This window comes from Paenarthrobacter sp. NPDC090522 (genome assembly GCF_044769225.1).
Classification (GTDB): domain Bacteria; phylum Actinomycetota; class Actinomycetes; order Actinomycetales; family Micrococcaceae; genus Arthrobacter.
Window position 1 is genome coordinate 21211 of sequence record NZ_JBIVXL010000011.1, and the last position, 15826, is coordinate 37036.

The following is a 15826-nucleotide window of genomic DNA, read 5'->3' on the forward strand; positions in this document are numbered from 1 at the left end:
ATCTGCGGGCCAGTCACTCTCCGGTCAGCAGGCTGCAGGCCTTCTTGAGGTCCTTCTCCGCTTCGAAGAGGGAAAGCCTCCGGCACCGGACGGCCTGGACCAGGCCGCTCACCAGGTGCAACAGGATGCGGGCCTTGACGGGGTCCTTACCGGAATCCTCGCTCAGGGATCCCACCACTTCCTGGGACAGGGAATCGATCTCACGCAGCAACTGCGCCGTATCGGTGTCCTTGCCCGCCGGGCGGATCAGGCAGTGTTCAACTCCCGGCTGCATGACCCGGAGGTGGAAAATCTCCATCATGAGGCCCGCCAACTGGCCCTTGCCCCGGCGTTGGCGGACGCCGTCGCGCAGTTCCCGCAACTGCTGCCGGTACACGGCCAGCATGAGGTGCGCGGTAGAGGGAAAGTAGCGGTACAAGGTGCCGAGGGGCACATCAGCCCGGGCCGCAACATCGGACAGGCTCAGCGTATCGAACTGGCGCTGAGCGAACCCGGCCGCGGTCTTCAGGATGCGGGCATAGCGCAACAACTGCCGCGGAGTGGTGGGCGCGGCAGCCATGCGGGGCAGCCCTGTTGTCAGATCCAGGGAGTACGGTTCCAGTGAATTTGCTGCAGACATCTCCGGCGATCTCTTGGGAAGCTGGCAAGGAAGCGGCCGGTCGAGGATGGAACCCACGGCTGGCCGATCGGATCAATGATACGGGAGCAAAATGACCGTTTCCTGAATGCCGCCGCGAACAAGGCTTACGCAGCGTTCCAAGGATTCCCCCGAGCGTACCCCTAAACTTCAGTGAGGTTTCAGGTCTGCACATGGGAGGAACACGGATGGGGAACGTACGACGCCGGGTGGCGGCAACGCTGATGGGCGCCGCTTTGGCGGCCATGGCACTTAGTCCCCTGCCGGCGTCGGCTGCCCCGAGCAACGGACCCGACCCCGTGGTCAACGGCCAACCGTTCGTGGGCAAGACGTTGACCACCGACATCGGGCCGTACACGTTCTACGGTTGCGGCGGCGGCAAAGGGCCGGACTTCAGCATCTACTGGACCCGTGACGGCTTCCTCGTGGCAGGGGAAACGGGCAGGAACTACGTGCTGCAGCAGGACGACGCCGGTTCAAGGATGGCTGCCCACCTGACCGCCAGCAAGACCGCGTGCTCCGGCGAAACCCTCCACAGCAACGAGACCGCGCCCGTGGGCTCCGTCAATCGCGCAGCCGGGTTCACCGGGCGGTCCTTCGAACTCCTGACCCGCGGAACCGACGGTTCGCTGTCGCTCTTCGGCCGCACCGGAAACGCCTGGGACGCTCCCCGGACCGTGGGCTGGGGCTGGAACATCTTCAACCTGGTCCTCTCCCCGGGCGACTTCAACGGCGACGGCAAGACCGATGTAATTGCCCGCGACTCTGCAGGCACTTTGTACCTCTACGCGGGTGACGGAACCGGGGGTTGGAAGCCCGGACAGACCATCGGCAAGGGCTGGAACATCTTCGACTCCATCGTCAGCCCCGGAGACTTCAACGGCGACGGTAACAACGACATTCTGGCGCGCGAGCCCGGCGGCGCCCTCTATCTGTACCCCGGCAATGGTTCCGGTGGCTGGTTGCCGCGCACCGCCGTCGGGCAGGGCTGGCAGGTGATGGACGCGCTCCTGGCACCCGGCGATTTCAACGGTGACGGCAAGGTGGACATCCTGGCGCGTGACCGCAGCGGCTACCTGTACTTCTATGGCGGAAACGGCGCCGGCGGGTGGACGCGCTCTTGGTTGATCGGCGTCGGATGGAACACGCTCAAGGCCGCAGGGGCCGCCGGCGACTTCGACAAGGACGGCAATCCGGACGTCTACGGCGTGGACCAACAGGGCCGGTTGGTGGTCTATTACAGCGATGGCAGGACCGGTTGGCGCGGCTCGGAAGTGGCCGGTAACGGATGGGGCGCCTTCACAGCGATCTTCTAGGTATATCCCAGCCGCGGTACCATTAACCGCATAAAGTCTGGGGAGGACACCATGTACGCTTCATCACGCCCGACGTCCGGCGTGCGCCGAGCGCTTTCCGGAATCGCTGCCGCATTCATCGCGGCAGCCGCCTTCGCACCCGCACCCGCCATGGCAACCATGGACCCCGACCAGCCCGTGGTACACGGTGCGCCGTTCGTCGGTTCGACCCTCACGGTAGAGATCGAGCAGGGCTCGTTCAGCGGTTGCGGTGCGGCCGCCGGACCGGACTACAGCATCTACTGGACCCGAGACGGAGTCCTTTCTTCGAGGCAGTGGCCGAACTACGTCGTGACCGAAGCCGACCGCGGTGCCACCATCGCAGCCCACCTGGTGGCCAGCCAAAATGGTTGCGATCCCGTGGAAGTCTCCAGCGCGGAAACAGCGCCCGTCTCCGCCTCCCACCGCCCCAATGGCTTCACCGGGCGCAGCGCCTTCGAGCTGCTGGCCCGCCGCTCGGACGGCACGCTCATGATGTACCCGCGGATCAACAGCGCCTGGGAATCCGCCCGCACCGTGGGCCCCGGCTGGAACGGCTTCACCACCGTCCTGTCCCCCGGCGACTTCAACGGCGACGGCACCAACGACGTCCTGGCCCGCGACTCCTCCGGCCGGCTTTTCCTCTATGAAGGAACTGGCGACGGCGGCTTCCACGCCGGCCGGCAGATCGGCAGCGGCTGGAACGGGTTTACGTCCATCGTCTCCCCCGGCGACTTCAACGGCGACGGGAACAATGACGTCCTGGCCCGTGATTCGTCCGGAAACCTCTACCTGTACCCTGGCAACGGCAACGGCGGCTGGTTGAACCGCTCGCTCGTGGGTACCGGCTGGAACGTCCTCAACCAGATCATCACTCCCGGCGATTTCAACGGCGACAACAACGTGGACGTCCTGGCCCGCGACACCTCTGGAAACCTCCGCCTCTACAAGGGCAACGGCAACGGCGGGTGGAGCGGATCTGCCACCATCGGTTGGGGCTGGGGTAGCCTGTCCAACATCGCCGCCGCCGGCGACATCGACGGCAATGGCAACATGGATGTCTTCGCGGTGGACGGTTCCGGACAACTGCTGGCGTACTACGGCGACGGCGACGGCGGTTGGAACGGTTCCGCCGCCATCGGCTGGGGCTGGGGCGGGTTCAACGCAGTTTTCTAAGCCGATTTCGGTTGCTTTTCTGGCGTGACTTGTCTTTCCCGTGAATTTTTGCCAGCGAATTCCCAGCTTTCTCATTCCTCCATGTACTCTCTAGTCACTTACACCCGCCGGTTGTCTGTGGCCGGCTCGAATTGGGGGAACCATGGGGAGCACTCCTGTGCGCTTTGCACGCTCTTTACCGGCGGCGCTTATTGCCGGCATTCTCTTGCTCGGAGGGCTGGTCGCCGCACCCGCAGCACACGCTGATGACACTTTCGCTCCGGTGCCGGTAGCAGTATCAACGACGCCGGGATCCATCCCCCGTGGGGGCCACGCAACGTCCACGGTGACTTTCCAAGCCTTCGGCCCGATCGCCGAGGTCTACGTGGCGTTTCGGAACACGGTGAAGGGTACCTTCCACGAGCAGCTCACACGCGGCACCTACAATTCCGCCGATTCAACCTACACGTTCGATGTCTTCTTTGAGCAGGGAACGCCGCCTGGCACCTACCTTGCCCAGTACATGAACATCCAAACCGTCGCGGGTAACCAGGTGGGCTACTGGCGTGACGGTTCCATCTACAACCCGGGCAACCTCCCGGAGTCGGGAACGGTTCCCGTTGCCTTCAACGCCCTGGACTTCAGCTTCGACACCTCCGGGACCGTAGACCGGCCACACACCACCGGCGTCTATCGGGGTGCCGACCGGTATTGGGATCCATACACCATGGGCCTGTTCATCCGGGATTCATGGGGCCGCCTTGGCCTCTACCCGACGGGCGGAAACGGCACGTGGCAGCCGGCCTACGAGGTCGGCTCAGGCTGGCATATCTTCAACACCATGTTCACGGCCGGCGATTTCAACGGCGACGGGGAAAACGATGTCATTGCCCGTGACAGTGCTGGGTCATTGTTCCTCTACCCCTCAAATGGCTGGGGTGGTTGGCATCCACGCCAGCAGATCGGCTGGGGCTGGCATATTTTCAGTTCCATCTTCGCCGCCGGCGACTTCAACGGTGACGGCCACAACGACCTTCTGGCGCGCAAGACCAACGGTGAACTGGTGCTTTATCCGGGCAACGGACGCAGTGGTTTCCTTGCTGCCTCCACCGTCGGTTGGGGTTGGAACGGCATGACCTCGATCTTCTCCCCCGGCGACTTCGACGGCGACAAGAAGCCCGACGTCCTGGCCCGGGACAGTGCCGGAAACCTGGTTTTCTACGGCGGCAACGGCGCAGGCGGCTGGACCTCCAGCAGGGCTATCGGCCAGGGCTGGAACGCAATCACCAAGCTCGGTGGCGCAGGCGACTTCGACGGCGATGGCGCCAACGATGTTTGGGGCATCGATACCGCCGGCCAGATGCGCATGTACTACGGCAACGGCTCTGGTGGTTGGAAGAGCTTTGGGGTTGTCGGCTGGGGCTGGGGCAACTTCAATGCAGTGTTCTAGGCGCGCGCCTGTCCGGATCTGACCTTTCTGCCCGGCTATTCGTCCTGCCGGCCCTTCCGGCGCCTACTCCATGAGGAAATCTTGAAGTCTCTCAAATCAACGCGCTCTCACGCGCTTCGTCGGCTCTCTTCGATTGTCACGGCATCGGTCCTTGCCTGCGGTGTCCTGGCGTCCGGCGTGCCCGTCCAAGCTGCGGCGCCTTCGGTGGCCGTGCCGTCGCGATACGTCTACGTCTCTACTTCACCGAGGCTCCAAAGCGACCCCACGGTAGGGGGTCTCCTGAAGGTCGATATCTCGACGACGTTCGCCTACGTTTCGCCCGCTGGCGGAACGCCAGCGGTGTCCTACACCTGGACCCGCGACGGTGTGGTCATTCCGGGCGCCACCGGCAGCACTTACCTGGCTACGTCCGCTGACTTAGGACGAGTGATTGCCGCCAGTCTCACCGTTACGTACGACGCCGAGTCGTCCGTGACCGCGCAGGCGTCCCATCCGCTCCGGATCGCGGCAGCGCCACGTGCCCGTGGATTCAACGGCGACGGCACGCTTGACCTTTTTGCCCGCGATTCCGCTGGCCGTTTGCTGTTGTACCCCACTGATGGACGCGGAAATTGGCAGACGCCACAAGTGATCGGTTGGGGTTGGAACAACTTCAACATGCTGCTCTCTCCCGGGGACTTCGACGGCGACGGAACCGTGGACGTCCTGGCACGCGATGGCCAGGGACGGCTCTTCCTCTACCAGGGAAACGGATCCGGCGGTTGGAAGAAAGCGCTGCAGGTAGGCCAGGGGTGGCAAGGATTCAAAGACCTCATCGCGCCCGGCGATTTCAACGGTGACGGTACTAACGACATTCTCGCCAAGGACTCCGCGGGGAATCTCTTCATGTACCCCGGCAATGGTCGAGGTGGATGGCTTACTCCGTACAAAATCGGTCCAGGCTGGGATGGCTACTATGCAGTGGGCGCGGGACACTTTCTGGACAGCCCGGACCTGGTGGTACTCACCCGACCCTTCTGGGGAACGCTTGAGGTAAGAAGCACCACCCGGAACGGGTGGTTTCAAGAATTCGGATTGCCAGGCGGCTTCTCGGGATCCATTGGCTGGGGCTGGGAGTCGGTGGCAAAGATCGGGATGGCCGGCGACTTCAATGGTGACGGCTATTCGGACGTTTATGGAATAGACAACAGTGGGCGTCTAACCATGTATTTGGGTGACCCCTCCGGCTACACCCACTCCGGCATATCCGGCTTCCGCTGGAAAGGCTCGCCAGTTGTTGGCTGGGGCTGGAATAGCTTCAACGCTGTCTTCTAAGCGCAACTTCTCTTTCAAAAGAACCAATCACTTTGGGAAGACCGACCATGAAACTCACCACACATCGTTCCATGCTCCTCGGTTTGCAGGTTCTGGCACTCACCGTGACAAGCATGCTTGCCAGCCTCCTGTTTCACATTCCTGCCGCTGGTGCGACACCCACTGACAGCGGTTCCTCCACCGCGGACTCGTACGTATGGCCGCCGGATCCAGCCTTTCTGAGCATTAGCGCGGCCAGCAAAACAACCGCTTCGGTGGGTGGCGAGTTGCGCTTGAACTTTACGGTGGCGCGACCTGCCACCGTAGTCAGCTTCGTGATGCAGGATGAGTCCGGGGTTACGGAGAGTTACTTGTCATGGAAGCCCGCCAACGGCGTGCAATCGCAACAGTCCGGCTCTGCGTTCCGAACCGTGCAGGCCAATGACGCCACGGGAAAGTACTCGCTACGACAGGCAACGGTTAAATTCGCCGATGGATCGTCGGCGATGATCAGGCCCAGGAAGTACAGTGGCGATTCCTCAGTCACAGATGACTTTCCGGAGGCGGCATTCAGAGTCAACAACCCGGGTTTAATACTGCAGCCAAATGTGAATGTCAGCCCAGCTTACGTTGAAGGGCGAGCCGAAACTGAGATCTGGGCCAAGGCCAATCCTGGCACGTGGCAGGGCCAGCCGGATTATGCGGAGTACCAGTGGATGCGCAACGGCATCGATCTGGAATACAAGACCTCCGACTACTACCTGTCTTCCTTCGACGTGGGCGCATCGGTTTCCTTCCGTACGAAGGTCTACTCTCCTGGGTACCTGCCGACGGAGGCCGTGTCAAAACCGGCCGGACCCATTATTCAGCCCCGCCGTCCAAACGTGCTGGGCGAAGCATCGGTGGGCTCTATTCTGCGAACCGACTTCAGGTTGTCAGAAGTCGTGGTGCCGGCCGGGTCCAATCCAGTAGTCAAGTCGCGCTGGGTGGGACCTCCTTATGTGGAACGCCCCACGGCTCCAACATATCGCCCCACCCTCCAGGACCAGCACCATAACTACGAGCAGAACTTCATTGCTGCGGAGGTAACCGTTAACGCGGGCGGGGTTGACCTGCGGGTTGTTACCAGCCAGTGGAAGGAGAACATCAGGGACTCCCATTGGTCCAGCGGATTCAATGGCGACGGGACCACAGATATCCTTGCTCGCGACCGCTCCGGATTGCTCAGCATGTACCCCACATCGACACGGGGAAGTTGGGAAGCGTCCCGCGTCGTCGGACAAGGTTGGTCAGAGATGACGTCGATCTTCAAGACCGGCGACCTGAACCGCGACGGCAGGAATGATGTTGTGGCCCGCGATAGCACCGGCCGGCTCTTCCTGTATCCCGGCGACGGCCAAGGTGGCTGGCTGCAGCGCCAACAGCTGGGCACCGGTTGGAATGTCTTTAACACCATCTTTGCGACGACGAGCACCCAGGAAGGCGGGCACAGCGGTATCTACGGCCGCGACGCCAACGGAACTCTCTGGTACTACGGAACGGGCTACGACGGTGGCCTTGGTTACGGCGGGCAGCCGATTGGTACCGGGTGGAACATGTTCAATACAGTCTTTCCTGCCGGTGACTTCAACGGTGACGGTGTAGAGGACCTGATGGGACGGACACCATCGGGGCTTCTCTACAGCTACCAGATCGATGGTTCCAAGATCGAAAAACGCGACATCATCGGAGTTGGCTGGAACACCATGGCCAGGATCGGAGCCGCTGGGGACTTCAACGCTGACGGCTATCAGGACGTTTATGCCATCGACTACTCAGGCCGGATGCACATGTACTACGGCAATGGCACAGGAGGCTGGAAGGGCGCAGAGGTGGTCGGCTGGGGCTGGGGCGGCTTCACCGCCGTGTTCTAAACCAACTACGCGACGCTCTTGATCTTCACCACGAACACCGCGCCCAGCAAGCCGATGACGGCGGCGGCTATGTACAGCGAGACGTAGCCGCCCCAGTAGGCAACAAACGGGAACGCAATGCTCGGCGCGATCACCTGCGGCAGCGAGTTCGCGATGTTGATGACCCCCAGGTCCTTTCCACGGTCCAATGCCGTGGGGAGGACCTGCGTGATTAAGGCGAAGTCCACGGCCAAGTAGGCGCCGAATCCAATCCCGAGGACAATCGCTCCGGCCAGCGCACCGATCCAGGTCGGCGCAAAGGCGAGAATCAGCGACGCCACTGCGATGATCACGGACGAGGCGATAACCAAGGGCTTGCGCTTGCCCATCCGATCGCTCAACCGGCCGCCGAGCACGCTCGTGATGATCACCGCCACAGCGTATAGCCCCGTCAGGATCAGGACGCCGAAAGCAGGATCAATGCCCTCGGTCTCCTTCAGGTGCACGGCGTCACTGAGGAAAAAGAGCAGATACAGCGTGACCATATGGTTGCCCGTGCTCACTAAGAGCCGCGTAAGCCAAGCCCAGCTGAAATCCGGGAAGCGCTTCGGCGACACCCAGAAGCCTCTGAGGAAAGCGCCGATTCTGAACGGCGGCCGGTCCTGTGCGTCGAGGGGCTCGTCGTCGCTCTTAAAGAGGTAAAGCACGACGCCGGCGAGCAGCGCCGCCGCGCACAGCCAGTAACCGAGCCCGAAGTTTCCAGCAACGACGGCGGCAATCACCGCGCCGACCAGGATGCCCACCGTTTGCCCCATGGCGGCAAGTCCGCCGACGGTACCGCGCTGCGCCACCGGGACGCGATCCGGGACGGCTGCCGTGATGGCGGCATACATTCCATTGGCCCCGGCCTGGACGAGGCACCAGAGCACGGTCATGACCGCGACATTGGGGGCGCCGGCCAGCGCCACGAGGGCCACTGCGCCAAGGATCGCTCCCATGAGGACCCATGGCACCCGGCGTCCGTACTTGGACGTGGTGCGGTCGCTGAAGGCACCGAACAAGGGATTGGCCACCATTGAAACGGCTGCGCCACAGCCCGTCACCAGCGCCAGGATGGCTTCCTTCTGGCCGTCGTCAAAATGTGCCGCCTGTTGGCCCAGGAGCACTTGGAGTGGGCCGAAGAAGGCCGCGTTGATGCCGAGGTTGACCAGCACTACGCCGGTTACCCACAGCGAGCGGACACGTTGTACCGGCTCGGCGAGCGCCGTCGTCGTGTTGGCGCGTACCACGGCCGGATCAGGGACCGGCCCAGGCAGGTCGGACAGGCTCATGGCAGGTTCCCCCTAGGTCTGGATGCTTGGATTCAGCCTAGCGCGGCGACCGCTTACCTAACCCTTTGTGGCGGCCTTATCCACATAGCGTGGACAGGCCGTGCGGGGCTCTGGAGGCGGGCCTTAGTGTGGTCTCAAACCCTAAAGGAGAAGCCCATGAGCGAGCATGTAAACACCGCCGACCTCTACGACGAACGCGGAGAGGAACTTGAGTCGATCTCAGTGCAACTCCAGAATCTCGGCGGACACTCCCATTTCAGCGGCCCAGTACGAACGGTGCGGTGCTTCGAAGACAATGCCTTGGTGAAGACCATCCTGAACACCCCGGGCGAGGGAGCCGTCCTGGTGGTGGACGGACACGCCTCGCTGCGCACCGCACTCATGGGGGACATGATCGCCGAGAGCGCCGTGGCCAATGGATGGGCGGGCGTCATTATCAACGGCGCTATCCGGGACCGGGTGGCCTTGGGGCGATTGCCGCTTGGTGTCAAAGCCTTGGGCAGCAACCCCAGGAAGAGCGCCAAGACAGGTATTGGCGAGGTTGACGTGGATCTGGTGATCGACCGCGTCCGGATCCAGCCCGGAGTCATGATCTACAGCGATCCGGACGGCATCCTCGTGGAACGGTGAGGCATTGCCCGGACGTGATTTACGGGGAGTTCGAAAAAAAGTTTGGTGACCCGGGAATCAAACAGGCATTAGGATAGTTACTGAAAGCAACTATCCTGCTTAAAACCCACGCCTGCCTCTCTTGGAGAAGATATGTCCAACTCTGCGCCCGTCCGGGCCGCCGGTGAGGTGCTGACGCATCGTCAGACACTCACCGTCATGGTGGGACTCATGCTCGGCATGTTCCTGTCCTCGCTGGACCAGACCATCGTGTCCACGTCCATCTACACCATTGCCAACGACCTCGACGGCTTGTCCCTCCAGGCGTGGGCCACCACCGCATACCTCATTACCTCCACGGTCAGCACTCCGCTGTACGGCAAGCTCAGCGACATCTTCGGTCGCCGCCCGCTGTACCTGGCTGCCATCCTGATCTTCCTCGCTGGCTCCCTGTACGCGGGATCCGTCCACTCCATGACCGAACTGGCGATCGCCCGCGGCGTCCAGGGCCTGGGCGCCGGTGGCCTGCTGGCTCTGGCGCTGACCATCATCGGCGACATTGTGGCGCTGAAGGACCGCGCCAAGTACCAGGGCTACTTCATGTCCGTCTTCGGCATCTCGTCCGTGCTGGGGCCCGTTATTGGTGGCGCCTTCGCCGGCGCCTCGAACATCCTGGGCTTCGACGGCTGGCGTTGGGTCTTCTTCATCAACCTCCCCATCGGCCTCGCAGCCCTGGTGGTTGTGTTCCTGTTCCTGCACCTGCCGGCCCGGCACGTGAAACAGAAGATCGACTACTGGGGCGCGGCGGCCATCACGCTCGCCATCGTTCCGCTCCTGCTTGTTGCTGAACAGGGCCGTGTGTGGGGCTGGACCTCGGGTGGTTCATGGCTTTGCTACGGACTCGGTGTCCTCGGCATCGTTGCCTTCCTTTTCGCAGAGAAGCGCGCCGGCGACTACGCCCTGATCCCGCTCCGCCTCTTCAAGAACGCCACGTTCGGGCTCTCCTCGCTGTTGAACTTCATCATCGGCATCGGCATGTTCGGCGCGATCGCCATGCTCCCCATGTACCTCCAGCTGGTCAAGGGCCTCACGCCTACCGAAGCCGGCCTCATGATGATCACGTTCACCGTGGGCATCCTGTTCGGCTCCATCACGGCCGGTCGGACCATTTCGTCCTCGGGCGTCTACCGCGTCTTCCCGATTCTGGGCACCTTCACCCTGGCCGCAGCGGCAGTGGTCATGGGCCTGGTCTTGGGCGTCGACACCGGGCTTTGGGTCCCCGGCCTGATCGCCGTGTTCTTCGGCGTTGGCCTGGGCTTCTGCATGCAGCCGCTGACGCTCGCCATGCAGGTTTCCGTACCGCCGAAGGACATGGGCGTTGGCACCTCAACGGCCGCGTTCTTCCGTTCCATGGGTGGAGCCGTGGGCACCGCAGTGTTCATCTCCATGCTGTTCAGCCTTGCCGCGGACAAGATCGCGGACGGCATGAAGACCGCCTCTTCCAGCCCGGACTACCAGGCCGTGCTGAAGGATCCGGCTGTGGCCGCCGATCCCGCAAACGCCAAGTTGTTCGACTTCTTCAAGAACGGCGCCACCAACGATTCCCTTAACGACACCAGCTGGCTGCACGCGGCCAACAGTACGCTGACCCGCCCCATCACCGAGGGCTTCGCGCAGGCAATCGACACTGTGATGCTTACCGCGGCGGGCCTGATGGTCATCGCGTTCCTGATCAGCTTCGCGTTGCCTAACAAGAAGCTCACCGACCCCAAGTCGGCGGCGAAGGAATCCGTGGCAGCGCACTAGGATCAGAGGCCAGGCTCCTCAGAATTCAAAGCCAACATAGCAATGGGCGGGCAATCCATGGGTTGCCCGCCTTTTGCGCGTAAGAGGCCGGCTTCGTGCGCCCAGCGGATCCCGACGCGCTTCGAAGGTGCCATACCGGCGAGGGCTGAAGATGGTTTGAGCCCCATAAAGATGACGACGGCGTTACCCGACTTAGGCGCCCGCGCCGCCTGCCGCCGTCGGGCACTTGCGTTAAAGAAGTTCAACCAAAGGGCCACTTCAGACGCCATTTGCACCCGCATCGAGCCATTGGTAGACCCTCAATGCTTCTTGGGTTCAGAAAGTGAATGCATGTCATGTCACCGCCCATGACTGGAACTTGCCCGATATGACGTGCCACACTGTGTAGCGCGCGTGCACCGGCGACCCGTCGGGCCGGCCGACGACGTCCCGCACTGTGAAACCCATTCCACTGCCGCAAGGGAGAACCATGTCCAGCTCAAGCACCGAAGGCGTGCCCCCAGTCTCCCGAAAAGTGGTGGGACTGGCTGTTGCGGGAGCGGTAGGTGGCTTCCTCTTCGGCTTCGACTCCTCCGTAGTCAACGGCGCCGTGGATGCCATGAAGGATGAATTCCTGCTGAGCGAGGCCGTCACCGGCTTCGCCGTGGCCATCGCCTTGCTCGGTTGTGCGCTGGGCGCCTACCTCGCAGGCAAGGTCGCTGACCGCTACGGCCGTATTCCTGCCATGAAGATTGGTGCACTTCTCTTCCTGGTGAGTTCCATTGGCACCGGCTTGGCCTTCGGAGTGTGGGACCTGATCTTCTGGCGCCTGGTGGGCGGACTCGGTATCGGCCTGGCGTCCGTGATTGCCCCGGCCTACATCTCGGAGATCTCGCCCCGCCATGTCCGTGGCCGGCTGGCATCCCTGCAGCAGCTGGCGATCACCACCGGCATCTTCGCCGCACTCTTGTCCGACGCCCTGCTGGCCAACTCGGCAGGCAGCGCCGGAAACATTTTCTGGTTCGGGATCGAGGCGTGGCGTTGGATGTTCATCGCTTGCGCCGTTCCGGCCGCGGTGTACGGATTGATTGCCTTCAGGTTGCCGGAGTCCCCGCGCTTCCTGGTGCTCAACGGCAAAGATGAGCAAGCCATGACCGTCTTCAAGGCCATCATGCCGAACGACGACATCGACCGGCACATCCGCGAGATCAAGGAATCTATCCACGAGGACGAACTGTCCAGCAAGAAAGGCTCCCTGCGCGGCAAGGCGTTTGGCTTGCAGCCCGTGGTGTGGATCGGCATCATCCTGTCCGTGCTGCAGCAGTTCGTCGGCATCAACGTGATCTTCTACTACTCCACCACGCTGTGGAAGGCCGTGGGATTCCAGGAGAAGGATTCCCTCACCATCTCCGTTGCGACGTCGGTGACCAACATCCTGGTGACGCTCGTTGCGATTGCGCTGGTTGACCGCGTAGGCCGCCGCCCGATCCTGCTCACCGGCTCCATCGGCATGGCCGTCTCGCTGGGTGTCATGGCCGTGGCGTTCTCCTCGGCAACCGGGACAGGCTCGGAGATCACCTTGCCCGGCGGCTGGGGACCAGCGGCGCTGGTTGCGGCCAACGTCTTCGTGATCAGCTTCGGCGCCTCATGGGGTCCGTTGGTCTGGGTGCTGCTGGGCGAGATTTTCCCGTCCCGGATCCGCGCCCGGGCGCTGGGACTTGCCGCGGCTGCGCAGTGGATCGCAAACTTCGCCATCACGCTCAGCTTTCCCGTCATGGCGGCAGGTTCGCTGCCGCTGACGTATGCCATGTACGCGGCGTTCGCTGCGGCGTCGTTCTTCTTTGTCATGTTCAAGGTGCCGGAGACCAACGGCATGTCCCTGGAGCAGGCCGAGACTTTGTTCGTCCCGAAGGGTGCGCAGGTTTCGCCGCTGCCCACCGGCGAGGAACCCAAGTAAGTCGCAGTAGAGCGCGTTTTGACGGCTCAAAACGCGCTCTACTGCGACTCAGTTGGGCTACACCAGGTGCGGTTCGTGCGACTTCAGGTAGCTGCGCCCGCCGAAGGCCACCAGGATCGCAATGACCATGGCCACGGCACCTGCGAAGAACGGAACCTGCGGGCCGAAGTGCTCGCCAAGCTGGGCCGCGGCGAACGGCGCCAGCGCGCCACCCATCCAGCGGACAAAGTTGTAGCCGGCCGACGCAACGGGGCGCGGTGAATCGGAGACGCCCATGGCCAGTTCGGTGTAGATCGTATTGTTGATGCCCAGCAGGGCACCCGCCACGATGACAAGCACGACGACGGCAGGCACCGAGTGCCCCGCGGCCAGTCCCAGCCCGATCAGGTCGAGCATGAGGACGAACAGCGTGCCGGTCAGGACCCTGACGGCGCCGAATCGCTTCTGCAGCACCGGCGCGACGAAGACCGAGAACACGGCGACAGCCACGCCCCAGCCGAAAAACACTCCGCCGATTCCATAGGCGTCCATGCCCAGGATGAAGGGCGTGAAGGCCAAGATGGTGAAGAAGCCGTAGTTGTAGAAGAGTGCGCTGGCAGCCGTGGTGCTGAGGCCTTTGTGCCCGAGGGCCAAAAGCGGATCCCTCAGCCGGGATTTCTTCGCCGGGGCTGGAGTCTTGGGGAGCAGCGCAAGCAGGGCAATGAAGGCCGCAGCCATGAGAACGGCAGTTCCGAAGAACGGAGCACGCCACTGCCAGCCACCCAGGAGTGCACCGAGCAACGGGCCCAGGGAGATACCGAGGCCAAGGGCGGCTTCATAGAGGATGATCGCCGTCCCGGTGCCACCGCTGGCCACCCCGACAATAACGGCCAACGCTGTAGCGACGAACAGGGCGTTACCCAGTCCCCAACCGGCGCGGAACCCCACCAACTGCTCAACACTGCCGGAGAGCCCGGACAACGACGCAAACACTACGATCACGGCGAGCCCGATCAGCAGGGTCTTCTTGCCACCGATGCGCGAGGAAACGAATCCGCTGATCAACATCGCGATGGCCGTCACCAGGAAGTAGCTGGTGAAGAGCAACGAGACCTCGCTGGTGGAAGCCTGCAGGTTCTTGGCGATGGCGGGCAGGATAGGGTCCACCAGGCCGATGCCCATGAACGCGAACACGGCGGCGAGGGCGGTGGCCCACACGGCTTTGGGCTGCTTGAGGAAGGAAACCTTCTCGGCTTCCAGGGTGTTTTCGGCGCTTGTTGCGTCAGCCAGTTGGCGTGACATGCGGTTGTGCTCCTATCGGACTAATTCTGGAATGAGTTGTTGAGCTTGGTGATCACGGGGAGTGCCGCGGTGAGCTGTTCGATTTCGTCGGAGGTGAGCTCTTGCAACAGTTCGGCGACCATGGCGTTCCGCCGGTGGTTGGCGGATTCGACGGCGGCAAGCCCGGCTTTTGTGGTGACCACCTGAACGGCACGTGAGTCGTGCGGGTCCGGTTGGCGGTTGACGAGGCCGCCGCGCTCAAGCTTGATGATCTGCTCCGTGGCGCTCGGAACCTTGATCCCCAGGTTTTTGGCGATGTCCCCGACGCGGAGACCGCCGTCGGAAATCATCGACAGCAAACTGAGCTGGGCTGCCGTAAGTTCGCCCTCGGGATCGAGGCGGCGGAACATGTACACGCCCAAACGCAGGGCTTCGCGGAAGTCCTGCGCGAGATCGAGAAGCCGGGGATCAAATGCTTTCGTCATATTTAGGTAGCCTAATAGTTAGGGTACCTAATAGTCAAGTTCCAGCGCACCCATCTGGATCACATTAGTGCGCGTTTTCAGCGGTCAAAACGCGCACAACTGCGACTCAGTTGGGTTCAGAGGGTGAGCTTCATGCCCTCATGGCTCGAGACAAACCCGAGCCGTTCGTAGAAGCGGTGCGCGGCCGTGCGGGATTTATCAGTGGTGAGCTGAACCAGGGTGCAGCCACGATCGCGGGCTTGGTCGATGGCCCACTGGATCATCAGCGCGCCAACACCTTGTCCGCGCAGTTCGCCGGAAACCCTTACGGCCTCGATCTGCGAGCGCCACGAGCCCTTGCGGGACAGGCCGGGGAGATAGCTGAGTTGGAAGGTGGCCACTACCTCGCCGGACAACTCCCCCACCACCAGCAGGTGGGCCGGATCGGCGTCGATCGCGTCAAAGGCGGCCTCATATGGCGCCAGATCGTCGGCATTCTCGCGACCGGCACCCAACTGGTCGTCCGCAAGGAGGCGCAGGATGGCGGGCAGGTCACCTTTGGCTGCGCGGCGAAGCGTGAAGGTTCCGGAGTCGACGGCGGCAGTCATCAAAGCGGGCACGGCGGCAGGGTTGGTGGTCATTTCCCCAGCATGCCATTT

General features: G+C 62.7%; 13 protein-coding genes. 8 read left to right on the forward strand and 5 right to left on the reverse strand.

Annotation, left to right across the window (positions count from 1 at the left end):
* Window positions 1–13: 13 nt before the first annotated feature.
* On the reverse strand, window positions 14–619 hold the full coding sequence (locus ACIQT2_RS15130; RefSeq protein WP_397324630.1) for a TetR/AcrR family transcriptional regulator: 606 nt from the start codon (window positions 617–619) through the stop codon (window positions 14–16).
* A 206-nt stretch (window positions 620–825) separates the two neighbouring features.
* Between ACIQT2_RS15130 and ACIQT2_RS15135 the strand changes: the two genes are divergently transcribed.
* From ACIQT2_RS15135 to ACIQT2_RS15155, 5 genes are all read left to right on the forward strand, one after another.
* Window positions 826–1953, forward strand: coding sequence for an FG-GAP repeat domain-containing protein (locus ACIQT2_RS15135; RefSeq protein ID WP_402947909.1), 1128 nt, complete (start codon window positions 826–828; stop codon window positions 1951–1953).
* A gap of 51 nt (window positions 1954–2004) precedes the next feature.
* Window positions 2005–3147, forward strand: coding sequence for an FG-GAP repeat domain-containing protein (locus tag ACIQT2_RS15140; protein WP_402947912.1), 1143 nt, complete (start codon window positions 2005–2007; stop codon window positions 3145–3147).
* Between the two features lie 142 nt (window positions 3148–3289).
* The gene (locus ACIQT2_RS15145) at window positions 3290–4576 is read left to right on the forward strand and encodes an FG-GAP repeat domain-containing protein (protein WP_402947914.1); all 1287 of its coding nucleotides are present in this window, start codon (window positions 3290–3292) and stop codon (window positions 4574–4576) included.
* A gap of 81 nt (window positions 4577–4657) precedes the next feature.
* The gene (locus ACIQT2_RS15150) at window positions 4658–5890 is read left to right on the forward strand and encodes an FG-GAP-like repeat-containing protein (RefSeq protein ID WP_402947917.1); all 1233 of its coding nucleotides are present in this window, start codon (window positions 4658–4660) and stop codon (window positions 5888–5890) included.
* A gap of 47 nt (window positions 5891–5937) precedes the next feature.
* Complete coding sequence (locus ACIQT2_RS15155) at window positions 5938–7782, forward strand: FG-GAP repeat domain-containing protein (protein ID WP_402947920.1); 1845 nt, start codon at window positions 5938–5940, stop codon at window positions 7780–7782.
* Window positions 7783–7787: 5 nt separating this feature from the next.
* Here the strand turns inward: ACIQT2_RS15155 and ACIQT2_RS15160 are convergent, their stop codons facing one another.
* Entirely contained in the window at window positions 7788–9092 is a 1305-nt protein-coding gene (locus ACIQT2_RS15160; RefSeq protein ID WP_402947923.1) for an MFS transporter, read from the reverse strand.
* A gap of 156 nt (window positions 9093–9248) precedes the next feature.
* On the opposite strand from ACIQT2_RS15160, the gene rraA reads away from it, so the two are divergent.
* The 3 genes from rraA to ACIQT2_RS15175 all read left to right on the forward strand — a co-directional run bounded on the left by rraA (window position 9249) and on the right by ACIQT2_RS15175 (window position 13443).
* The gene (gene rraA, locus ACIQT2_RS15165) at window positions 9249–9722 is read left to right on the forward strand and encodes a ribonuclease E activity regulator RraA (protein WP_402947926.1); all 474 of its coding nucleotides are present in this window, start codon (window positions 9249–9251) and stop codon (window positions 9720–9722) included.
* Window positions 9723–9854: 132 nt separating this feature from the next.
* Window positions 9855–11507: an MDR family MFS transporter gene (locus tag ACIQT2_RS15170; protein WP_402947929.1), complete on the forward strand. Its 1653-nt coding sequence runs from the start codon at window positions 9855–9857 to the stop codon at window positions 11505–11507.
* Between the two features lie 469 nt (window positions 11508–11976).
* Window positions 11977–13443 carry a sugar porter family MFS transporter gene (locus ACIQT2_RS15175; RefSeq protein ID WP_402947932.1) on the forward strand — a complete coding sequence of 489 codons (1467 nt, stop codon included), beginning with the start codon at window positions 11977–11979 and terminating at the stop codon, window positions 13441–13443.
* Window positions 13444–13500: 57 nt separating this feature from the next.
* Here the strand turns inward: ACIQT2_RS15175 and ACIQT2_RS15180 are convergent, their stop codons facing one another.
* From ACIQT2_RS15180 to ACIQT2_RS15190, 3 genes are all read right to left on the reverse strand, one after another.
* Complete coding sequence (locus ACIQT2_RS15180) at window positions 13501–14724, reverse strand: MFS transporter (protein ID WP_402947935.1); 1224 nt, start codon at window positions 14722–14724, stop codon at window positions 13501–13503.
* 20 nt (window positions 14725–14744) lie between these two features.
* On the reverse strand, window positions 14745–15188 hold the full coding sequence (locus tag ACIQT2_RS15185) for a MarR family winged helix-turn-helix transcriptional regulator (RefSeq protein WP_402947938.1): 444 nt from the start codon (window positions 15186–15188) through the stop codon (window positions 14745–14747).
* A gap of 116 nt (window positions 15189–15304) precedes the next feature.
* Window positions 15305–15808 carry a GNAT family N-acetyltransferase gene (locus ACIQT2_RS15190; protein ID WP_402947940.1) on the reverse strand — a complete coding sequence of 168 codons (504 nt, stop codon included), beginning with the start codon at window positions 15806–15808 and terminating at the stop codon, window positions 15305–15307.
* Window positions 15809–15826: the final 18 nt, after the last annotated feature.